This is a genomic window from Amylibacter marinus, from assembly GCF_030160015.1.
GTDB classification, from domain to species: Bacteria; Pseudomonadota; Alphaproteobacteria; order Rhodobacterales; family Rhodobacteraceae; genus Amylibacter; species Amylibacter marinus.
The window spans coordinates 244,587-266,039 of sequence record NZ_BSNN01000004.1; the positions used below are offsets into that span (position 1 = coordinate 244,587).

24 protein-coding genes are annotated in these 21,453 nt (G+C 53.9%); 15 read left to right on the forward strand and 9 right to left on the reverse strand.

Annotated features, from left to right (window positions below):
• Nucleotides 1-87: 87 nt before the first annotated feature.
• From hslO to QQL62_RS08430, 5 genes are all read left to right on the forward strand, one after another.
• Nucleotides 88-1,068 (forward strand): Hsp33 family molecular chaperone HslO, encoded by a 981-nt coding sequence (gene hslO, locus QQL62_RS08410; protein ID WP_284377739.1) that lies wholly within the window; start codon nt 88-90, stop codon nt 1,066-1,068.
• A gap of 42 nt (nt 1,069-1,110) precedes the next feature.
• On the forward strand, nt 1,111-1,728 hold the full coding sequence (locus QQL62_RS08415; RefSeq protein WP_284377742.1) for a CoA pyrophosphatase: 618 nt from the start codon (nt 1,111-1,113) through the stop codon (nt 1,726-1,728).
• Nucleotides 1,721-2,866: a CCA tRNA nucleotidyltransferase gene (locus QQL62_RS08420; protein ID WP_284377744.1), complete on the forward strand. Its 1,146-nt coding sequence runs from the start codon at nt 1,721-1,723 to the stop codon at nt 2,864-2,866. Before QQL62_RS08415 ends, QQL62_RS08420 begins: the two co-directional genes overlap by 8 nt.
• Nucleotides 2,863-3,468: a LysE family translocator gene (locus QQL62_RS08425; RefSeq protein ID WP_284377746.1), complete on the forward strand. Its 606-nt coding sequence runs from the start codon at nt 2,863-2,865 to the stop codon at nt 3,466-3,468. The genes QQL62_RS08420 and QQL62_RS08425 overlap by 4 nt, the downstream gene beginning before the upstream one ends.
• 66 nt (nt 3,469-3,534) lie before the next feature.
• Entirely contained in the window at nt 3,535-4,761 is a 1,227-nt protein-coding gene (locus QQL62_RS08430; protein ID WP_284377751.1) for a class I SAM-dependent RNA methyltransferase, read from the forward strand.
• Here the strand turns inward: QQL62_RS08430 and dxs are convergent.
• Genes dxs through QQL62_RS08460 form a run of 6 tightly spaced genes read right to left on the reverse strand, consistent with a single transcriptional unit; the run spans nt 4,758 to nt 9,983 of the window.
• Nucleotides 4,758-6,689: a 1-deoxy-D-xylulose-5-phosphate synthase gene (dxs, locus tag QQL62_RS08435; protein ID WP_284377753.1), complete on the reverse strand. Its 1,932-nt coding sequence runs from the start codon at nt 6,687-6,689 to the stop codon at nt 4,758-4,760. The two genes, QQL62_RS08430 and dxs, sit on opposite strands and share 4 nt — an antisense overlap.
• A 35-nt stretch (nt 6,690-6,724) precedes the next feature.
• Complete coding sequence (locus QQL62_RS08440) at nt 6,725-7,597, reverse strand: polyprenyl synthetase family protein (RefSeq protein WP_348520662.1); 873 nt, start codon at nt 7,595-7,597, stop codon at nt 6,725-6,727.
• A 5-nt stretch (nt 7,598-7,602) separates the two neighbouring features.
• On the reverse strand, nt 7,603-7,842 hold the full coding sequence (locus QQL62_RS08445) for an exodeoxyribonuclease VII small subunit (RefSeq protein ID WP_284377755.1): 240 nt from the start codon (nt 7,840-7,842) through the stop codon (nt 7,603-7,605).
• Nucleotides 7,839-8,771 carry a histone deacetylase family protein gene (locus QQL62_RS08450; protein WP_348520663.1) on the reverse strand — a complete coding sequence of 311 codons (933 nt, stop codon included), beginning with the start codon at nt 8,769-8,771 and terminating at the stop codon, nt 7,839-7,841. Before QQL62_RS08450 ends, QQL62_RS08445 begins: the two co-directional genes overlap by 4 nt.
• Nucleotides 8,771-9,472, reverse strand: a complete 702-nt coding sequence (locus tag QQL62_RS08455; RefSeq protein ID WP_284377759.1) for a response regulator — start codon at nt 9,470-9,472, stop codon at nt 8,771-8,773. Before QQL62_RS08455 ends, QQL62_RS08450 begins: the two co-directional genes overlap by 1 nt.
• Nucleotides 9,465-9,983: a MarR family winged helix-turn-helix transcriptional regulator gene (locus QQL62_RS08460; protein WP_284377762.1), complete on the reverse strand. Its 519-nt coding sequence runs from the start codon at nt 9,981-9,983 to the stop codon at nt 9,465-9,467. Before QQL62_RS08460 ends, QQL62_RS08455 begins: the two co-directional genes overlap by 8 nt.
• Nucleotides 9,984-10,126: 143 nt before the next feature.
• Between QQL62_RS08460 and QQL62_RS08465 the strand changes: the two genes are divergently transcribed.
• The 10 genes from QQL62_RS08465 to QQL62_RS08510 all read left to right on the forward strand — a co-directional run bounded on the left by QQL62_RS08465 (nt 10,127) and on the right by QQL62_RS08510 (nt 19,395).
• On the forward strand, nt 10,127-10,996 hold the full coding sequence (locus QQL62_RS08465) for a branched-chain amino acid aminotransferase (protein WP_284377765.1): 870 nt from the start codon (nt 10,127-10,129) through the stop codon (nt 10,994-10,996).
• 152 nt (nt 10,997-11,148) lie between these two features.
• Nucleotides 11,149-11,484 (forward strand): ribosome silencing factor, encoded by a 336-nt coding sequence (gene rsfS / locus QQL62_RS08470; RefSeq protein ID WP_284377768.1) that lies wholly within the window; start codon nt 11,149-11,151, stop codon nt 11,482-11,484.
• Entirely contained in the window at nt 11,485-11,955 is a 471-nt protein-coding gene (gene rlmH, locus QQL62_RS08475) for a 23S rRNA (pseudouridine(1915)-N(3))-methyltransferase RlmH (RefSeq protein WP_284377770.1), read from the forward strand. It begins immediately after the preceding gene.
• Nucleotides 11,956-12,022: 67 nt separating this feature from the next.
• Nucleotides 12,023-12,310 carry an SCP2 sterol-binding domain-containing protein gene (locus QQL62_RS08480; protein ID WP_284377772.1) on the forward strand — a complete coding sequence of 96 codons (288 nt, stop codon included), beginning with the start codon at nt 12,023-12,025 and terminating at the stop codon, nt 12,308-12,310.
• 54 nt (nt 12,311-12,364) lie between these two features.
• Nucleotides 12,365-13,888, forward strand: a complete 1,524-nt coding sequence (gpmI, locus tag QQL62_RS08485) for a 2,3-bisphosphoglycerate-independent phosphoglycerate mutase (protein ID WP_284377774.1) — start codon at nt 12,365-12,367, stop codon at nt 13,886-13,888.
• 35 nt (nt 13,889-13,923) lie between these two features.
• Nucleotides 13,924-15,021 (forward strand): murein hydrolase activator EnvC family protein, encoded by a 1,098-nt coding sequence (locus tag QQL62_RS08490; RefSeq protein ID WP_284377777.1) that lies wholly within the window; start codon nt 13,924-13,926, stop codon nt 15,019-15,021.
• A gap of 8 nt (nt 15,022-15,029) precedes the next feature.
• Complete coding sequence (locus QQL62_RS08495) at nt 15,030-16,358, forward strand: S41 family peptidase (protein WP_284377779.1); 1,329 nt, start codon at nt 15,030-15,032, stop codon at nt 16,356-16,358.
• A 1-nt stretch (nt 16,359) separates the two neighbouring features.
• Nucleotides 16,360-16,845 carry an RNA pyrophosphohydrolase gene (locus QQL62_RS08500; protein ID WP_284377781.1) on the forward strand — a complete coding sequence of 162 codons (486 nt, stop codon included), beginning with the start codon at nt 16,360-16,362 and terminating at the stop codon, nt 16,843-16,845.
• Nucleotides 16,846-16,900: 55 nt separating this feature from the next.
• Nucleotides 16,901-18,196 carry a mechanosensitive ion channel family protein gene (locus tag QQL62_RS08505; protein WP_284377783.1) on the forward strand — a complete coding sequence of 432 codons (1,296 nt, stop codon included), beginning with the start codon at nt 16,901-16,903 and terminating at the stop codon, nt 18,194-18,196.
• The gene (locus QQL62_RS08510) at nt 18,193-19,395 is read left to right on the forward strand and encodes a TIGR03862 family flavoprotein (protein ID WP_284377785.1); all 1,203 of its coding nucleotides are present in this window, start codon (nt 18,193-18,195) and stop codon (nt 19,393-19,395) included. The genes QQL62_RS08505 and QQL62_RS08510 overlap by 4 nt, the downstream gene beginning before the upstream one ends.
• On the opposite strand, the gene QQL62_RS08515 is transcribed toward QQL62_RS08510, so the two are convergent.
• The 3 genes from QQL62_RS08515 to lptE are packed head-to-tail and all read right to left on the reverse strand — an operon-like array spanning nt 19,350 to nt 21,426.
• Nucleotides 19,350-19,955: a glutathione S-transferase family protein gene (locus tag QQL62_RS08515; RefSeq protein WP_284377787.1), complete on the reverse strand. Its 606-nt coding sequence runs from the start codon at nt 19,953-19,955 to the stop codon at nt 19,350-19,352. The two genes, QQL62_RS08510 and QQL62_RS08515, sit on opposite strands and share 46 nt — an antisense overlap.
• 8 nt (nt 19,956-19,963) lie before the next feature.
• Nucleotides 19,964-20,986 carry a DNA polymerase III subunit delta gene (holA, locus tag QQL62_RS08520; protein ID WP_284377790.1) on the reverse strand — a complete coding sequence of 341 codons (1,023 nt, stop codon included), beginning with the start codon at nt 20,984-20,986 and terminating at the stop codon, nt 19,964-19,966.
• The gene (gene lptE, locus QQL62_RS08525) at nt 20,983-21,426 is read right to left on the reverse strand and encodes an LPS assembly lipoprotein LptE (protein ID WP_284377792.1); all 444 of its coding nucleotides are present in this window, start codon (nt 21,424-21,426) and stop codon (nt 20,983-20,985) included. Before lptE ends, holA begins: the two co-directional genes overlap by 4 nt.
• Nucleotides 21,427-21,453 lie beyond the last annotated feature (27 nt).

A 21,453-nucleotide genomic window follows, 5' to 3' on the forward strand; every position in this document is an offset into this window, starting at 1 on the left:
ATCCTTCTTCGCAATACACTACACCCGATTGCGCTTTTGTACAAAGGCGACTAATTGGGGCACAAACATATGTAGTAGGTCAAAACCATGACACAAGAAATCAATTTCGAAGGCTGGGACGAACTGGTTCTACCGTTCCAGCTAGATGCATCAAACGTACGCGGCCGTGCGGCGCGCCTTGATTCACTGCTAAACGAGATTTTGGCACAACATGACTACCCCCAACAGGTCTCTGCGTTAGTTGCCGAAGCTGTCATGTTAACCGCATTAATTGGCCAAGCAATCAAACAACAATGGAAGCTGTCGCTACAAATTCGCGGAGATGGGCCAATTCGCATCATCGCCACCGATTACTATGGCCCCAGCGAAGATGGTCAACCCGCCAAAATTCGCGCCTACGCCAGCTATGACAAGGATCGCCTTGATGCCAGCCCTGAAACGGGCTTCGCAAACATCGGCAAGGGTATGTTTGCGGTACTGATGGATCAGGGCGCACATATGCAACCCTACCAAGGCATCACCTCATTGGATGGGGAATCACTGTCCGCCTGTGCGGAAACCTATTTTCAGCAATCCGAACAGTTGCCCACCAAATTTAAAATTATCACTGGGCTTTCTGCACAGCCCGGACAGCAGGATACATGGCGCGCGGGTGGTGTGATGATTCAACACTTGCCCAAGGCATCCCCGCATAAGAGCGGCGCGCCCATCTCCTTTGATACAGAAGAAGAACAGAGCCCTGAAACATTGGCCGAGGATTGGAATCGCGTCGGCATATTGCTGGAATCAGTAGAAGAGCTTGAACTGATCGGCCCGAATGTCACACCGCCACAGTTGCTTCACCGCCTGTTCCACGAAGAAACCCCACGGGTCTACGACCCTCAGGTGGTCAAATTTGGTTGTACATGCGGCGAAGACAAAGTGAGACAGTCCATGTCAATCTACTCTCAAAAAGATATTTCCAAAATGTTGGCCCCAAATGGAATGGTTACCGCCGATTGCCAATTCTGTGGTGCCCATTACGAGCTAGAGCCAAAAACCCTGGGCTTCGAGGGCGTGGAAAACTAACCACCCCTTGCCCTAGGCGCCTACCTGGGCCATGACTACGCCATGGATATTGAAATCAGCGCAGATGGCCTGCGCCATGCATTGGCACCGGCCAACAAAACCCAAGCCACGTCAGATTTTGATCTGAACCCAAACCTACGGCCCAGTGGCGTGCAATGGCGCGCGGCATCTGTGCTGGTCGGGTTACAGAATTACCAAGGGCGTTGGCATGTGGTGCTGACCAAGCGCTCTTCTGCGCTGCGCCACCATCCAGGCCAAATCGCCTTCCCCGGCGGCAAGATAGATGCCGAAGATGCCGATAGCATCAGCGCTGCCAAACGCGAGGCCTATGAGGAAATCAATCTGCCCTATCACAGCACCGAGATTGTCGGCCTGCTTCCCGCGCATGAAACGGTCACTGGGTTTTCTGTAACCCCTGTAGTGGCGCTGATCGATGATGGCTTCACCCCCACCCCAGAACCATCCGAGGTCGCCGAGGCTTTCAGAGTACCGCTAACGCATGTGTTGGATTTTGAAAACTATGCGATTCAAAATCGCAGTTGGCAGGGTATAACCCGCCAATATTACGCACTTCCCTATGGGCCCTATTATATTTGGGGTGCCACAGCACGCATGTTGCGCCAATTTTCTGAGCTATTGCATGAGGCACAAAATGCTTGAGTTTCAATGGCTACAAAACCCATCGGTGCAAAAACTGATACAGGCCCTGCGGGTGCGCGGCGTCGAGCCTTATTTCGTAGGCGGCTGTGTGCGCAACAGCCTTCTGAATATTCCAATTTCAGACATAGACATCGCCACCGCTACATTGCCTTTGGATGTTGATAAATATTGCCGTGATGCGGGTTTCAAAACCATCCCCACAGGTCTAGATCACGGCACCATCACTGTGCTGGTAGATGATCAACCCTTCGAAATTACCACCTTTCGCAAAGATGTCGCCACCGATGGGCGCCGCGCAACCGTAGCGTTTTCCACCGATATGATCGAGGATGCACGCCGCCGCGATTTCACCATGAACGCGCTCTATGTTGATGCAGATGGGGCGTTGTTTGACCCTTTGAATGGCCTTGGCGATATCACATCACGGCGCATTCGCTTCATTGGTACGGCGATGAATCGCATACGCGAGGATTACCTGCGCATCCTGCGCTATTTTAGGTTTCACGCCTATTATGCTGATCCTGAACAGGGCTTTGACTCCGTGTCTTTGGATGCCTGTCACCGCGGGATTGAGGGTATTTCAACCCTATCCAAAGAGCGCATCGGCCACGAGATGCGCAAGCTATTGGCCGCTCCAGACCCTAGCCCCGCGCTGGCCACCATGCAGACAATCGGCCTGTTGCCCGCCATTCTAACGGGCGGCACCGCTAAATTTATCGCACCACTGGTGCATTTAGAGGCGGGCCACCCCGCCCATTGGCTGGCGCGATTGTTTGTTCTGGGGGGCGAAGATATTCAAAAATCTCTGTGCCTATCCAAAGCAGAAAACCGCATGCTGGATCAATTGCGCACCGCCACCGCAATCGGATATGCCCCGCCGCGCGCTGGTTATATTCTTGGCCGGTCATTGGCGCGAGCCTATTATTTGGCCCTGTCTGCAATGACCGAGACCCCGCCGGCACCCGATTACATGGCCGCCATAGAATTGGGCGCTGCGCATCAGCGGCGCTTTCCTGTGCGCGCGGCTGATCTTGGTCGCGATCTGCGCGGGCCTGAAATTGGTGCGCGCCTTGCGGAACTGGAAGAGCGTTGGATTTACTCAGATTTTTCACTTAGCAAAGAGGCCCTACTAACATGACTATCGCAGAGCTAATCTCCTTGATGGGTATCGCATTGGTGGCCGGCTGGACACCGGGGCCAAATAATACTTTGGTTGCCAATTCGGCCGCGCGCTTTGGCTTTCGCGCAACATTCCCCCATGTTGCTGGTATTGGTATTGGCTTCCCGATCATGGTGTTTTGCATTGCATTGGGCCTTGGCAACCTGTTCCAGCAGAGCATTGTCCTGCGCGAAGGGCTGAGGATACTGGGCGCGGTGGTGTTATTGTGGATGTCGTGGCGCATTGCCACCGCTGGCCAGCCTAATGCACAGGCCAAAGAGGCCCGCCCCTTTACACTGATTGAATCAGCCTCCTTTCAATGGATTAATCCCAAGGGCTGGGTCATGGCAATTGGCATATCCAGCCAGTTTGCTGATCCCAGCCGCCCTGCGATCACCGCCATGATCATGGCCGCCTGTTTTGTGTTTGTCGGGTTTTCTTCGGCCTCTGGCTGGGCCTATTTCGGCACCTACATGCAGCGCTGGCTGACCACCAAGCGACGTGCGGATGTGTTTAATTGGACAATGGCCGCTCTGCTGGTTCTATCGGTTCTGATGATCGCATTCGCGGATTTGGGCTAGCCCCCTTGTCAGCGGCCAAACAAGCTGGCAAACCGCGCAGGTTGCCAGCCAAAAGGAGCCCGCAAAATGAGAGAAGTAACGATCGAAAAACTGGGTGCCTTGGGCGATGGCATTGCCCGTGATGGCGGCGCAGAAATCTATGTGCCCTATGCCCTACCCGGCGAGATTGTTTCTGGCGACATATCTAACGGGCGCATGGATACCCCAAAAATCATCACCCCCAGCCCCGCACGCATAAAGCCCGTGTGCCGCCACTATAAATCCTGTGGCGGGTGCACAATGCAGCATACCACCGCACAGGTGCAGGCAGATTGGAAATTGCAAAAAACCAAAGATGCGCTATCTGCGGTCAATCTGCACCCAGAGGTGCGCATTTCGGATGTGGTAAACCTACACAGCAGACGCCGCGCCACGCTAAGCGTAAAGCGCACCAAAAAGGGCGCAATGGTTGGGTTTTATGGCCGTGGGTCAGATAACATCATCGAGATCACTGAATGTGCGGTCATCGCTCCAGAAATTTTAGCGCTGTTTCCTGCATTGATCGAAATCGCGATCTTAGGCGCATCGCGCAAGGCCGCGCTACGCGTGGCCGTGACACTGGCAGATAATGGCATGGATCTAAGCATAGAAAACGGCAAAGAGCTGGATGCACCGCAGATTTCAAAACTGGCACAGATCGCAGGCCGCGCGAATATCATCCGCCTTGCATGGAATGGCGAGATTGCGGTGCAATCCGATCCCCCGCGCCAAACCTTTGCTGGGGTGGCGGTATTCCCGCCCGCGGGCTCATTTCTTCAGGCGACCAAGCTGGGCGAGCAACAGCTACAATCTATTGTGGCAAAAATTGTCGGTGATGCCAAACAGGTGGTAGATCTCTTTGCCGGTTGTGGAACATTTGCTATTCCGCTGGCACGCATGGCAACCGTTGTGGCCTATGAGGGCGACGCCGCCATGATGGGCGCGCTTGATCAGGCATGGCGGGGATCAAATGGTCTGCGCGATATCACCACGCACACCCGCGATTTGTTTCGCCGCGCGGTTTTGGCCGAAGAGTTGTGCAAAACTGATGCCGTTGTCATTGATCCGCCCCGCGCTGGCGCATTGGCCCAAACCAAAGAGCTGGCCAAATCTGATGTGGCCAAGATTGCTTTTGTATCCTGCAATCCCGCAACCTTCGCACGGGACGCAAGGGTGTTGGTGGATGCGGGCTACAGCCTGAATTGGGTTCAGGTGGTCGATCAGTTCTTATTCAACCCGCATGTGGAATTGGTGGCCGAGTTCACGCGCCCCTAATTGGCGCGCGCATTAATCTGCCCAACCCCCAGTACATCCAAAACCTTGGCCTCGATATCATCGGCGTTCATGGCGGCGGCGGCATACATTTTTGCAGGGCTATCCTGATCGATAAACGTATCGGGGAAAACCATAGAGCGGAATTTAAGACCGTGATCGAAAACGCCCTCATCCGAGAGCAATTGCATGACATGGCTACCAAAGCCACCCACGGCGCCCTCTTCCACGGTGATCAGCGCCTCGTGATCTGCGGCCAGTTGTAGGATCATGTCCCGATCAAGCGGTTTGGCAAAACGCGCGTCGGCGATCGTCGGGGTGATCCCTTTGGCGCCTAGGTGCTCGCAGGCCTTCTCGACCTCAGAGAGACGCGCACCAAAGGAGAGGATTGCAACCTTGCTGCCCTTGGCAATCATACGGCCCTTGCCGATTTCCAACACGCTACCCTTGTCGGGGATATCCACGCCTGTCCCTGATCCGCGAGGGAAACGGAACGCGCTGGGCCTGTCATCAAGCGCAACAGCGGTTGCCACCATATGCACCAATTCCGCCTCATCAGCCGCGGCCATGACGACAAACCCCGGCAGGTTGGCCAAAAACGCGATGTCGAAACTGCCCGCATGTGTAGCGCCATCGGCCCCCACCAACCCTGCGCGATCAATGGCAAAGCGTACCGGCAGGCGCTGAATTGCAACATCATGGACAATCTGATCATAGCCCCGTTGCAAGAATGTGGAATATAGCGCGCAAAAGGGCTTTAGCCCGCCTGCCGCCATGCCGCCACAAAACGTAACCGCATGTTGCTCTGCTATACCCACATCAAAACAGCGGTTGGGGAATCGCTCTGCAAATAGGTCAAGCCCAGTGCCATCGGGCATTGCGGCGGTAACGGCGGTAATTTTGGTGTCCTTCTCGGCCGCTTTGATCAGGCTTTGGGCGAAGATCGAGGTATAGCTGGGCGCATTCGACGGCGCCTTGTGCTGTTTGCCCGAGATCACATCAAATTTGCTAACGCCGTGATATTTATCGGCCGAGCTTTCAGCCGGGGCATAGCCCTTGCCTTTTTGGGTGATGGCATGGATCAGAATCGGGCCTTGTGCGCGGGTTTTTACAGTGCGTAGGACATTAAGCAATTGTTCCATATCGTGGCCATCAATTGGGCCAACATATGAAAAGCCTAGCTGTTCAAATAGGGTGCCCCCCACGGTCATATGCTTTAGCATATCGCGGGCACGCTTGGCTCCATCTTGAAATGGCTCGGGCAACAGCGATACCGCACCCTTGGCCGCGGCCTTTAACTCTTGGAACGGCTCGCCCGCATAAAGACGCGACAGATAGCTAGACATGGCGCCAACTGGTGGCGCAATAGACATATCATTGTCATTTAATACCACGATCAGACGTTTTCCCAGATGCCCCGCATTGTTCATTGCCTCGTAGGCCATACCACCCGACAAGGCCCCATCGCCGATCACCGCAATCGCATCACCTAGCCCGTGTTCCGGGGCGCCGCCCAGATCCCGCGCCACCGCAAACCCCAGCGCCGCCGAAATAGAGGTAGAGCTGTGCGCCGCGCCAAATGGGTCAAAGGGGCTTTCGTTGCGTTTGGTAAATCCTGACAGACCGCCGCCTTGGCGAATGGTGCGCATTTGATCGCGCCGACCGGTCAAAATTTTATGTGGATAGCATTGGTGGCTTACATCCCAGATCAGCCGATCCTTGGGCGTATCGAACACCGCGTGTATGGCGGTGGTCAACTCTACCACGCCCAGCCCCGCGCCTAGATGGCCGCCGGTATCTGCAACCACAGAAATCGTTTCTTGGCGCAACTCATCGGCCAATTGACACAGCTGTGCATCGGAAAACTGTTTCATATCCTCGGGGGATTGAACCTGATCAAGGAGCGGGGTATTGGGTCGGCTGGCGTTCACGTTGGCGCACCTTTTAATAATTCTAATGTCTTATATCACATCTTGCGGGTAATGATAAACTGCGCAGCATGTCGCAAAGGATCTCCGCGCCCGCCAAAAGGCGCCAGCGCATCCTGCGCCTGTTCTACCAATTCTTTGGCACGCAGTTTGGCGTTTTCCAAGCCCAGCAATGAAACAAAGGTTGCCTTGCCCGCATCCGCATCTTTTTGCAATTTCTTACCTGCGGTTTGGGCATCTCCCTCTACATCAATCACATCATCTTGGATCTGAAATGCCACCCCAATCGCCCGCGCATAGGTGCGCAGCGCACTTTGATCATGCCCTGCCAATACCGCACCCACACAGGCCGACCATTCGATCAGGGCACCGGTTTTGTTGGATTGCAATTCCGATATTTGCGCCAGATCCAACGGGACAGGGCTGGTTTCGGCCTGAATATCCTGAACTTGGCCCAGCACCATGCCCCGCGCACCTGCGGCAACGGCCAGCGCACGCACAGCCGCTAAAACATTCCTCGGGGCTACATCAACCTCGGACAGGGCTTCAAAGCTCAGGCTCTGCAATGCATCTCCGACCAATACGGCCGTGGCCTCATCCCATTTCACATGAACAGTGGGCTGACCACGGCGCAGGTCATCATCATCCATACAAGGCAGATCATCATGCACCAACGAATATGCATGCATGCATTCAATCGCCATACCCGCCCGCACCCCAACATCGGGGTGTAGATCATACAGCCCACATGATTGCATCGCCAGAAAGGCGCGCAATCGTTTGCCGCCATTCAGCACCGCATGGCTCATGGGGGCAACCAAAGGCACGCCTTGTAGCGCCAAGCGGGCTTTCAGTTCTGCCTCAACCTGATCGACATGGGACTGCAACAGCAGTTTGAAATCTGAAACCACAGGCCCTAGTCCTCGACGGGCTTCAACCCATTGGGTTGCCCATCTGCCCCAAAAGTGATTTGGGCGACTTTTTCCTCGGCCTCTTTCAGCTTTGCCTCGCAATGGGCACGCAGGGCCGCACCGCGCTCGTATAATTTGATACTATCATCCAGCGCCACCTGACTGCCTTCTAGGCTGGTGACCACTTGTTCCAGCTCAGCCAATGCATCCTCGAAGTTTAACTCTGATACCGGTTTTGTGCTCATCTTGAATGCTCCATCAATACGCTAACATGGGCGGCAACACTGTCCGCCAATGCGTCTAAATCATATCCACCCTCCAGTGTCGAGACAACGCGGCCATGACAGTGCTGATCCGCGAAATCGCACAGCATCTTGGTGATTTCGGTATAATCCGCGGTCGTAAAGGCAAGCCCCGCCAGTGGATCGGCGCAGTGGGCATCAAAACCTGCGGAAATAATCAGCAAATCCGGCGCATGGGCGACAAGTGCAGGCAAGGCATTCTGGTGATAGTGATCCATCAAATCCGCGCCACTGGCACCGGCAGATAGCGGGATGTTGATCACATTTTCATGCGCCCCGCGTTCCGTTGCATCACCGGTGCCGGGCCACAGCGGCATCTCTTGTGATGTTACCAGTATGATTTCAGGGTCATTCCAGACCAAATCTTGGGTGCCGTTTCCATGGTGCACATCAAAGTCAACTACGGCCACGCGGTTTATACCGGCCTGCTTCAGTGCATATTTCGCCCCGATGGCGGCGGTACCAAACAGACAAAACCCCATGGGTGTTTCAGCCTCGGCGTGATGCCCGGGCGGGCGAGTAGCACAAAAGGCGTTGGTGTCTTTTGCCTGTAGGATCAAATCTACTGCATGGCAAATCGCGCCAACACCGCGCAGGGCCGCATTAAAGCTGGCGTTCATTACATGGGTGTCCCCATCCAAAGAAACGACCCCCGTTGCAGGGCATGCGGCCTGAATCCGGTCAAAATACTGCGCCGGATGTGCAAGGCTGACCAACTGCTTGGTACCTAGGGGCGCATCGATGCGGTGTAACCTATCAAATTCAGGCCTATCGAGGCGCTGATTGATCGCCCGTAACCGCGCCACCTGTTCTGGATGGCCACTCGGGGTTACGTGTTCCAAACAATCTGAATGCGTCAGATAAATTGTCATCAATCAGGTGCCAGCATGTAACCAGCCCCGCGCACAGTTTGCAGATAGCGCGGCACCTTTGGGTCTGTTTCTAACTTGCGTCTAAGGCGGGTGATCTGCACATCTACCGCGCGCTCTTGGCTTTGCACACCATTGCGTGCCAGATCCTCTACCAGCTTGGCACGGCTTACGGGCTGATGCGCATTAGCCGAGAAAATCCGCATCAGGGCGGATTCCGTTGCCGTTAGCTTGACCGGTGCATCATCGTGCCACAGCTCTCCGCGGGTTAGATCATAACGTACCGAGCCCATCTGCATGGTTTTTGGTGGGGTAACGCCGCTGTCCTCTTTGGGCACGCGGCGCAGAATTGAATTTATGCGCAACACCAATTCTTTTGGCTCGAACGGTTTCGCTAGATAATCATCCGCACCGGATTCCAATCCCAAAATACGCTCGCTGGCCTCGCCCTTGGCCGTTAACAGCAAAATGGGTGTCGAAAGCGTTTCGCGTAGACTGCGGGTCAGGGTTAACCCATCTTCGCCTGGCATCATCACATCCAATACAATCAGATCAAATTCCAATCCCAACAACAGGCGGCGGGCATGGGCGGCATCGCGCGCGGCAGATACGAAAAAGCCGTTGCGATTTAAAAATTGCTTTAGCAATCCTCGAATACGTTCATCATCATCGACGATTAGAATATGGGCATCAGAATCAATCATTTGTACGATCTTTCTCTAAACGGCGTAGGTGATGCAAGGTCTCATTGTCCATTATTTGTTCTAGAACAATGCGAAAGCCCTGTACCGCATCGGGGCCAGCCGCGCGATAGGCCTTGCGCATGCGGGCGCGCTGGGCATCTGACAATTCGCGATCCAGCGCTGTCCCCGCCTCGGTAAGGTAGAGATTTCGCTCGCGCTTGTCCTTGACGCCAACGCGGCTTTCGACCAACCCATCATCGACCAGCTGGCGCAAAACGCGATTCAGAGACTGTTTCGTTATCCCCAAAATATCCAACAAGTCATTTACCTTTAAACCCTTGTGGCGGTTGATAAAATGAATGGCACGGTGATGTGCCCGCCCATAGGTATGGTTCTGCAAAATCTTATCAGGATCAGAGGTAAAGCCCTTGTAGGCGAAATACATCAGTTCGATCCCCTGAAGCAGCTGATCATCTGTCAGAAACAACAGCGCGTCGCGCTTTCGGGATCGGTTCAATAGACTGTCGTTCATTTGGTAGCCCCTGCAGTTTCCTTATAATACGTCAGCAATATTGACTTTCCAAGAATCAATTGTTAGTCGATTGAAGGTTTATCGCAATAATGTGTCCGTTTCGGCACTAATTTCGAAACAATTTAACGTGAAGGGGAATTCCGATGGCTGACAGCTACGATAATCGCGACGGTAAAATTTGGATGGATGGACAGCTGGTCGACTGGCGCGATGCTAATGTGCACCTGTTGACACATGCGATGCACTATGCCTCTTCTGTCTTTGAAGGCGAGCGCGCCTATAACGGAAAAATTTTCGAAAGCCGCCTGCATTCAGAGCGCCTGCTGTTCTCTGGAAACGAGCTAGACATCCCAATTCCCTACACCGTTGATGAAATCGAAGCCGCCAAGTACGAGGTTATGAAAGCCAACAATCTGGTTGATGCCTATGTGCGCGTATTGGCATGGCGCGGATCTGGCCAGGACATGGGTGTCGCATCCGCATCTAACCCTGTGCGCATGGCTGTGGCCGCATGGGAGTGGGGCGCCTATTATGGTGATGCAAAAATGAAAGGCGCAAAGCTGGATATTTCCAAATGGAAACGCCCAAGCCCAGAAACCATCCCCTGTTTCGCCAAGGCATCTGGCCTGTACATGATTTGTACCATGGCCAAACACCAAGCCGAAGCCAAGGGATGCTCGGATGCGATGATGTTTGATCACCGCGGCTACGTGGCAGAGGCTACCGGCGCCAATATGTTCTTTGTTAAGGACGGAGAGGTTCACACCCCGAAACCCGATTGTTTCCTAAATGGGATTACACGCCAGACCACCATCAAGATGTTGGAACGCAAGGGCATCACCGTGAATGAGCGCCACATCATGCCAGAAGAGCTAGAAGGATTCGAGCAATGCTGGCTAACTGGTACCGCCGCCGAGGTAACGCCCGTGGGCCAAATTGGCGATTATAACTTCGAGGTGGGTGCAATGGCGCGCGACATCGCAGAAAGCTATGAAAAACTTGTGCGGGAATAATCCCGCACCCTAACGGCCCTTGCCCCTCCCTGCGCGGGGTGCTAATCTCAATTCACCTTAGCACCAAGGAACGGTGTGTTTTTACGGAGGATACGGTTCTGGCTAGAACTGTTGATGCGGCAAACGCTGCAAATAATTCAAATATACCAAGCATGAGCTTGTTGGATTTGGTGCTGAACTCTCTTCAAGATAATAAGGCCGAAGATATCATAACCATCGACCTTAAGGGCAAATCGTCCATGGCCGACCACATGGTCGTGGCATCTGGCCGTTCCGCACGCCAAGTCAGCGCATTGGCAGAGAACCTGCATACGCGCATCAAGGATGTAACCGGCAAGGTTGCCACAATCGAGGGCAAGGGTGCCGGCGATTGGGTGTTGTTGGATGCGGGCGATATTATCGTCCATATTTTCCGCCCCGAGGTTCGGGAATTCTATCAGCTCGAAAAAATGTGGCTGACAGAATCTGCGGACTCAACAAACGCATAGATGCGCGTTCATCTGTGCGTTGTTGGCCGTTTGCGAAATGGCCCTGAATACACACTGATCGATGATTACCGCGCCCGTTTTGATAAAACCGGCCGCAATATCGGGCTGGGTCCTCTGAAAATTCACGAAGTCGAGGCAAAAAAGGGTGGTGGCATGGCTGCCGAGGCAGATCTGCTGCGCCGTGCAATGCCCAAAGGGGCTCTGTTGGTTTGTATGGACGAGCGCGGCAAGGTGCTAAGCTCGCCCGAGTTTGCAAATCATCTAGGCAAATGGCGCGACCAAGGTCAGGGGGATATCGCTCTGATTATAGGTGGTGCCGATGGCATCGATCCTGCCCTTCGTGCCGAGGCGGATTTTAGCCTATCTTTTGGCAAAATGGTTTGGCCACATATGCTGGTGCGCGTGATGATTGCAGAGCAACTATACCGAGGCGCAAATATACTGTCCGGCGGCCCCTATCATCGCGTTTGAACGCTACGGCAAACTTGATCCATCTCGCCCCTATGCTAGCCCTATCCCATCGAAATAGGAGCAAATAATGATCGAGTTCACAGAGTTTTTGCAGATACTAAATGAAAAAGCCAAAGGCCAAATTCAAGGCACCGCTAAATTGGATGTCACCGACCAATGCGCAATTATCCTCAGCGAAGAGGGCGCACGCCTTGGCGATGAAGTGGCCGACGTTACACTATCTGCGACACAGGCTGTTTTCGAAAAAATATTGGCAGGGACGCAAAACCCCACCATGGCTTTTATGAGCGGCCAGCTAAAAGTTGACGGCAGTACGACACGCGCATTGAAAGTAAGTGCTATTCTAACCGAGTGAGTTGTTGATCCTCGGGGCTAGGCGTCTTACAAATTGCCTAACAAAGGACTTATCATGACCCAACTGAAACCAACCGTACTGTGCATTCTTGATGGTTGGGGCCTTCGCCCCGAAACCAAGGGCAACGCCGTAGCGCTTGCATCAACCCCCTGCTTTGATCGGCTGATGGCCGAAAACCCTGCATCTACCTTGATCACCTATGGCCCTGATGTAGGGTTGCCAAATGGGCAGATGGGTAATTCCGAGGTCGGGCATATGAACATCGGTGCCGGGCGCGTGGTAGAAATGGATCTACGCAAAATCGAGGGCGCGATTGAGCGCGGCGAGTTTGCGACCCTGCCGGCCATAACCCGCTTTGTCGATGCGCTAAGGGATTCAAATGGTGTGGCGCATCTGTGCGGGGTGTTATCCGATGGCGGTGTACACAGCCATATCGACCACATGATCGCCGCCGCGCGCGCCCTGTCGGATGCTGGGCTAGAGGTAAAGCTGCATTTATTTGGCGACGGTCGGGATGTGGCGCCGAAATCCGCTCTTGGATATTTAAAAGATTTGGAAGCGGTGTTAGGTGAGCGCGTTTCTGTCGCCAGCCTGTCTGGGCGATATTTTGCATTGGATCGCGATAACCGCTGGGATCGTGTTGCGCAGGCCTATGGTGCAGTGGTGAATGCTACAGGCCCACGCAGCGATACCGCAGAGGCGGTGATCAACGCAGCCTATGCAGAGGATGTTACCGATGAGTTTATCCCTCCGACCGTTTTGGGTGATTATCAGGGCATCAAGGATGGCGATGGGCTGTTGTTTTTGAACTTCCGCGCCGATCGCGCCCGCGAGATCTTGGCTGCCATTGGCGACCCTGATTTCGATGGGTTTGAAACCGGCCCGCGCCCCAGTTTGGCAATCCTATCGGGATTTGCACAATATTCTGATCGCCATGGCACCTATATGGATTGCGTATTCCCAAAAGAAAAGATCACCAACACGCTTGGCGCATGGGTTGCGGCACAGGGCAAGAAACAATTTCGCATTGCTGAGACCGAAAAATACCCTCACGTGACTTTCTTCTTGAACGGTGGCGTCGAGGTACCCGCCGCTGACGAAGTACGCTACCTAGCACCCAGCCCCAAGGTGGCCACTTATGATCTTCAGCCCGAGATGTCATCTGAAGAGGTTACCGAAAACCTACTGGCGGCTATTGATAGCGACGAATATGATCTGATCGTTGTGAACTATGCCAACCCAGATATGGTGGGCCACACGGGTGATCTAGCGGCCGCCATGGCCGCCTGTAGTGCGGTCGATGCGGGTGTGGCACAGGTGGTCGAGAAGGTAAATGCCAAGGGAGGTGCGATGCTAATTTGCGCGGATCATGGCAATTGTGAAACCATGATCGATCCAGAAACAGGCGGACCCCATACCGCCCATACCACCAATCCTGTACCGGTGATTTTGGTGGGTGGCCCAGAGGGCGCGGGTCTGCGCGATGGTGGCCGATTGGCCGATCTAGCCCCAAGTCTGTTAGAGTTGATGGGGCTAACCTCTCCGCCAGAAATGACCGGGAAATCGTTGCTCACGTGAGGTATCTGGCGCAATCGTTAGGATGTATTGTTGCGTTGGCTCTTGCTGCACCTACGGCGCTAGCTGATGCCGTTGACGAGGTGCAACAGGCATCCTTTACCCTTGCCACAGCCGCAAAACAGCTCAGCGAGGCAGAAACTGCCAAGGATCGCGTATCGGCCCTGACCAATACTATTCAGGCCTATGAAGCGGGCCTACTGGCCATGCGCACGGGCTATCGCGGGGTTACCATCCGCGAGCGAAGCCTGCGCCTAGAGTTTGAACGCCGACGCGATCAAATCAGCCGCCTCTTGGGGGTGTTGCAAACATTGGAACGCGCCACAACGCCCCTGTTATTGATCCACCCAACAGGCCCGGTTGGCACGGCGCGCTCTGGTATGATGCTGTCTGAAATCACACCGGGTTTGCAAGCTCAGGCCGAAAATTTGCGCGCCGAGATCGCCGAACTTCACGCGGTACAAACCGCCCAACAAACGGCACTAGATGATATCGCCACTGGGTTGGCTGGCCTAAATGCAGCCCGCGTTGACCTAAGCAAGGCCATCGCCCAGCGCGGAGAACTACCGCGCCGATTGGTTGACGATCCACAAATGCTGGCGAAGCTTGTACAAAACAGCAAGAGCCTAAACGCATTTGCGCAATCTCTGTCTGATTCAAACCTACCCGTAGAGGCAACCTCTATTGCCTCTTTCGGTGTGGTGCGTGATCAGCTGTTATTCCCTGCCAACAGCACCGTTTTGCGCCAATTCGATGAAAAAGACGCCGCAGGTCTGGCGCGCCCGGGCTTGTTACTGGCTGCGGCACCTCTTTCGTTGGTGAAAGCACCGTGGCAATCAACGGTGCGCTACTCTGGCCCGTTTTTAGATTACGGAAATGTTATTATTCTAGAGCCAGATCCAGAGTATCTTATAATTCTAGCAGGTCTGGGCCAGAGCTATGTCTCGGCAGGTGACATCGTAAACAAAGATGATCCTATTGGCATCATTGGCGGAAAAGCGTTAGAAATTGGAGATCTGTTATTAGAAGTAACACAGGCGGGTGACACATTAGCGCAAGAGACGCTGTATTTGGAAATCCGCAAGAACAAAAAGCCAGTTGATCCGATCCACTGGTTCAAAGGAAGCAAAGGTTAGGACGCGTAATGAACAAGTTTATCTCAGCAGCCATCGGTGGCGCATTTGCGGGTGTGATCATCACATCGCAACTTACGGGTCCCCTAATAGCCCAAGAAACCCAGCGCATCAAATCCACCTACGAGCACCTTGATCTTTTTGGTGATATTTTCGAGCGCATTCGCTCTGCCTACGTGGAAGAGGTCGACGAAGAGAAACTAATCGAAAGCGCCATCAGCGGCATGCTCCGCTCGCTTGACCCGCATTCCAGCTATTTGCCCCCAGAAGATTTCGAATCAATGCAGGTGCATACCCGCGGTGAATTTGGCGGGCTGGGCATCGAGGTGACCCAAGAACAAGGCTATGTAAAGGTGGTATCCCCCATTGATGATACCCCTGCGGCCAACGCTGGTGTAGAGGCTGGGGATTTCATAACCAAGGTCGACGGGGTTACCACCCTTGGTCAGACATTGGACGAATCCGTTGAAAAAATGCGCGGGCCGGTTGGCTCAGAGATCGTTATTACCATCGCACGCGAGGGCGTTGACGAGCCATTTGATCTAACCATCGTGCGCGAAACCATCAAAATTCGCGCCGTACGTGCGCGCATTGAATCTGAAACAGTGGTTCTGCGGGTATCCTCGTTTACCGATCAGACTTATCGCAACCTAGAAGAAGGCCTGAAAGAAAAGGTCAAAGAGGCTGGCGGCATGGATGCGGTGAATGGGTTCATTATTGATTTGCGCAATAACCCCGGTGGCCTATTGAACCAAGCGATCCGCGTATCTGATGCATTCCTAGAAAAGGGCGAGATCGTATCCACCCGTGGCCGCCAAAACGGCAGTGCCGAACACTATAATGCAACACCAGGTGATTTGACCGAGGGCAAACCTGTGGTGATCTTGGTGAACGGTGGCTCTGCATCCGCATCTGAAATCGTAGCTGGTGCATTGCAGGATCACCGCCGCGCAATCGTTGTAGGTACGCGCACCTTTGGCAAGGGCTCGGTGCAAACCGTTATGCCACTTCAGGCAGAGGGTGCAATCCGTCTGACCACCGCGCGCTACTACACCCCTTCTGGGCGCTCTATTCAGGCACTTGGCGTTTCACCCGATATCCTAGTAAATCAACGCCCCCCCGTCGAACTAACGGAAGAAGAAGAGGCAGAACAAAACCGCCGATTCGAGGCCGATTTGGCGGGCTCTTTGTCTAACGACAGCCTATCTGATGCAGAAAAAGAACAGCTAAAGGCAGAGCAACTGGCCCAAGAAGAAACCGCAAAACTGCGCGAGCAGGACTACCAACTGGCCTATGCCTTGGACATTCTAAAGGGCCTAACAGCCTTGGATCAGAACTAAGATGACCGAAGAAGAAATCCAAAATCTACCCTATCGCCCCTGTGTTGGCATTATGCTGTGTAATCAACAGGGGGGCATATTCGCTGCCCAGCGGCTGGATGGTTATCCCGATGCATGGCAAATGCCCCAAGGTGGCGTGGAAAAGGGCGAAGACCCCCGCGCCGCGGCACTCCGCGAGCTAGAAGAAGAAACCGGCATCCCATCTGATGCCGTAACAGTGATGGCCGAAACCGAGGACTGGATCCCCTACGATTTACCCCACCATCTGATACCAAAGCTGTGGAAGGGCCGCTACCGCGGGCAGAAACAGCGCTGGTTCCTGATGCGGTTTATCGGCGAGGATTCGCAAATCAATATACACACCAAAGAGCCCGAATTCTCACAATGGTGCTGGATGCCTTCGGCAGAGCTGTTGGATCGCATTGTACCCTTCAAACGCGCCACATACGAACAGGTAATTCGCCAGTTCCAAGGCCAAGTGGGTTGATTAACCCCAGCCATACTACCTATGGTATGGTTTGAATATTTTGGGGGCATTGGCCATGGAACGCTATATCGCATACGCAGAAGCCGGCTTTGACACTGCTATCTCTTGGCTATTGAGCATCGCCGCTTGGGGGCAGGCGGCTATGATCCTAATTGCCTTTGGTCTGGCCTTTTACATCTCTAAAATATTATCGCGCATATTAACCCCTTGGTTAACGCCACCAGAGAGCAGCGAAACCCTGCTATCAAAGGTGCGCGTATTTGCACGGCAATTTCTGCCACTTCTATTGCCTCTGTTGTGCTATGCGATGCTGGGCACCGCCGAGCAAATTGCCGCAAATACATTTGGCGCAAGCGAGGTTATCGGCCTTGGAAAACGTCTATGCATCCTTCTTGCCACATGGATCTTGGCCACCAAAATCATCTATGCGCCCCTGCCCCGACTGATCGCCAAATACGCCCTGTTGCCTATTGCGCTATTGTATACGCTGGGGTTATGGCCACTGGCATCCGAATGGCTGATCAATACGCGTGTTGCGATCGGCAGCATCGGGTTTTCGTTGATGGATGTTGTGTCAGGCCTAATTTTCGGCGGTTTTCTGTTCTGGCTGGGCAGCTGGTCAAACACCCAGAGTGCGACGCTGATTGAATCCCAAAAAGAAATGAAAAAGCCGGTGCGCGCCTTGGCCAGCAAGGCGGCCGAACTTTTGATTTTCGCCACTTGTTTCTTCCTATTGCTTAACATTATGGGCATACCGCTGTCTGGTCTTGCGGTATTTGGTGGGGCTATCGGTTTGGGGCTTGGGTTTGGTTTGCAAAAAATAGCATCCAACTTCATCTCGGGCATTATCTTACTACTAGAAGGTCAGGCCACCATTGGTGATTTCGTTGAATTGGATGGCGGCGAGGCTGGTACCATCGTAAAAATGATGTCGCGCGCAACAATCCTTGAAACCTTTGATGGCAAATGGATTGTGGTGCCCAACGAGGATTTCATCACCACACGGATCACCAATTATTCAGACGCTGGATCAGGTAATAGATATGAGGCAAACTTCTCTGTGTCCTATGATACGGATATCAACCTTATACCTGATATAATCCAACAGGCTGTATCGGCGCATCCGGATGTTTTACAAACTCCAGAACCCCCGGATTGCGAGCTGCGCGGCTTTGGCGACAGCGGCATTGATTTCTGCGTAGAGTTTTGGGTCAACGGTATAGATGACGGCAAAAACAAATACACATCAGACGTTTTGTTCCTGATCTGGAATGCGCTGAAGGACAACAATATCGAAATCCCCTATCCGCATCAGGTCGTGGAATTCAAACAGCCCAGTAAGCCAAAGTGATCGATCTGTGTGTTATTGGCGCAGGCCCTGCGGGGCTGATGGCTGCCCACCGCGCCGCCGATGCTGGGCTGTCGGTTACATTGGTAGACGCCATGCCCTCTATGGGACGCAAGTTTTTGATGGCGGGTAAATCTGGGCTGAACATCACCAAAGACGAACCCTTCGATCAATTCTGCGCGGCCTTTGGTGCATCCCAAATCTGGTTACGCCCAATGCTTCGGGACTTTAGCAATCGCGATGTCTGCAATTGGGCGCGCGCGCTGGACCAAGAGATATTTACCGGCAGTTCAGGGCGGGTATTCCCTACCGTGATGAAGGCCTCTCCCCTGTTGCGCAACTGGCTTCAGCGCCTAAATGCGGCGCGTGTATCTCTGCACACACGTTGGGAATGGGTGGGGTTTTCTGATCGGGTAAACCATTTTAATACCCCCGATGGCCCCCAGGAAATCACCGCCCGCGCCACCGTTCTGGCCCTTGGTGGCGCCAGCTGGCGGCGACTGGGTGCCCGCGGTACTTGGGCGGAAATTCTAGGCAACAAGGGCGTGGATATCGCCCCCTTTCGGCCCGCCAATATGGGATTTCAGGTCAACTGGTCTGTTCATATGCAAAAACATTTCGGTCAGCCCATAAAACCAGCAACCCTAAGCGCAGGCCCCGACCGCGTGCGCGGCGAATTCGTTATCGGACGAAATGGCATCGAAGGTAGTGCGGTTTATGCGCTTAGCGCCCGTTTGCGCGAAGGTGCACCACTGATTGTTGATCTCATGCCAGACACATCCCAACAGCAACTTCAGGCGCGGCTGTTACGGGCCAACCCCAAAAACAGCCTATCAAATATCCTGCGGAAATCCTTGCGCCTACCAGCGGCTAAAATCGCGCTGTTTCATGAATGCACCCCCAAAGTGACGCAGAGTGAAATTCCCACATTAATCAAAAATCTGCCATTGGCACATCTTGGCCCACGCCCGATAGACGAGGCCATTTCCACCGCTGGGGGTGTAATGCAATCGGCGCTGAACACAGATCTTATGTTACACCAATGCGCAGGGGTATTCTGCGCAGGCGAAATGCTTGATTGGGAGGCCCCTACAGGGGGCTATTTGATCAGCGGATGTTTGGCAACCGGCCGCTGGGCGGCGCAGGGGGCAATTGACTATTTGGCCTCTAATTCGGCGGCGCGGCGAAACATCTCTTTGTAGGCAGGACGTTGGATTTGCGTTTTGCAATAGCTTTGCAATTCCGCAGGCAGCGTAAACCCATAGGTGCGTGCCCAGCCCCCCAAATGCGTTAGCAAAATATCGGCAATTGTGAATTTTTCGCCCATCAGGTACGGCCCATCTCCTAGCCTGCCCAGCACCGATTGAAATCCGCGTTGTAACTCCCATTCCAAAACAGGCAGAACCTCGGCCACCCGCTTCTCTTTGGGCAGCACAAATTTATGCCGCGAATAGGCCCATAGCACCGCATCAACCTCATCGTTTATCAGCTGAATAACGCTGTCCATTTGCGCACGCTCGATGGTACCGGCCGCAAAACCTAGCTGATGATGGCGATCCGCAAGATAGGTCATAATAGCCACGGAATCTGTGATCAGATGCCCATCCGCCACCAATGCAGGGATTTTGCCAGAGGGATTTACACGGCGCACGGCCTCGCTTTGAGGGGGGGCAGAAACATGCTCAAATTCCAAATCCATCTCTAAGGCTGTCCATAATACACGCAAAGACCGAGACCGCAATTCACCAACAATCGTATACATAACTTCTCCTATTTGGGGCGCAACATCGCCAATCGAATGAACGCGCGCTCTACCAAGGCCAATTCAGGCGCTTTTTGGCTAGAACGCAATGCCAAATCTGTATCCATCAGTACCGTTAGGGCCACTTCTAATTTCGCCCCCCCCCAAGAACGCGCTTGGCGCACCATGCGATCCTTGCGGGGGCCAAAAACCGGCGGGCGGGCCCGCGCCAGCCCAGTATCGGGCCCCTGTGGGTGACACGCGGCAGCGTGCAATGTGCGAAAGTGGCGCGTAGCCATGATACATAGGCTGGTGGGATTATGCCCCTGCCCAAACAGGCGTTTTAGCACAGGAACCACCTCGCCAGACCGTCCCTCGGCCACCATATGCAAGACCTCGTCAAGACCCGCATCGATACTAGCGGGGGTGCATTCTGTAATATCTGCAACACTGACCGGCGTATCATCGCCCAGCTTATAAAGTGCCAGTTTTTCGATGGTTTGTTGCAAATCTCCGGGGTCTAATTGGCGCCCCAAGGCCAGCAATGCATTTTTGCCCTCGAGTTCAAAATCCTTCAATCCTGCCTTCTGGGCTGTTTGTATAATCTCATCAGGGGTTGGCGGGTCGTTATATATGCCAATCGCCATGGCCTGTTTCAGCGGCTCAAAAACCTTACGCAATTTCGAGCGCGCATTCAGCTGACCTGCGGTCACAACCAAGGTCGCATCACCTTCGCACCAATCATCCAGCGCCCCCTGAATGGTCTTGGTCAACCCATCGCCGGCATCTTCGACAAATACCACCCGTGGGCCGGGGAAGAACCCAGATGCCTTTAGCCCATCCAGAACCAAGGCGGGCTCTTTGCGCAGCTCTGCCGCTGAAATCCGCGTCAGGCGCATCTCCTCGTCTGCGTTTTTCCCCACCAATGCCAGTATCAATTCTTGGCGGCGCAGGGCCACGCGCATGCTGTCATTTCCAAAAATCAGGATTGCATGATGCGCCGGATCAGGCTTGGCGAAATAGGCATTTGCCTTGGGGCCGGCCAGCTTCATTTTGGCCAATCCGGTGCTACAATAGAAATACGCGTAGCGATTTTTTCGGCCATATCCCAGACTAGACGCACATGCGCATCGCGCTCGGCAACCGATGTTTGATAGGTGCCCGAGGTTGCCGAATAGGCCGTGTTCGAGGCAACCTTATCCGTAAACACCACTGTATTACTGGCGCGTTCTAGGATTTTATAGCGGGTTACACCACTCAGCGTGTAGCGCGTAACATTATCAGAATCGCTGATCACCAGATCATCAGAGGTGATGCCAAATTCATAGGTCAGATAATAGGGCGCTGATGCATCACCGCGGCCCAGCCTTTCGATCAGGCGATCCCGAAATTCGAAACTGTTGCGGCTGTTTTGCACCTGAATATCTACCTGTCCCAACAGGGCAGATGCGGAGGATTTCTCGCCATAAACAGGCTCGAATCCACAGCCCATCAGGGGCAGCGCCCCCAATAGGAATAT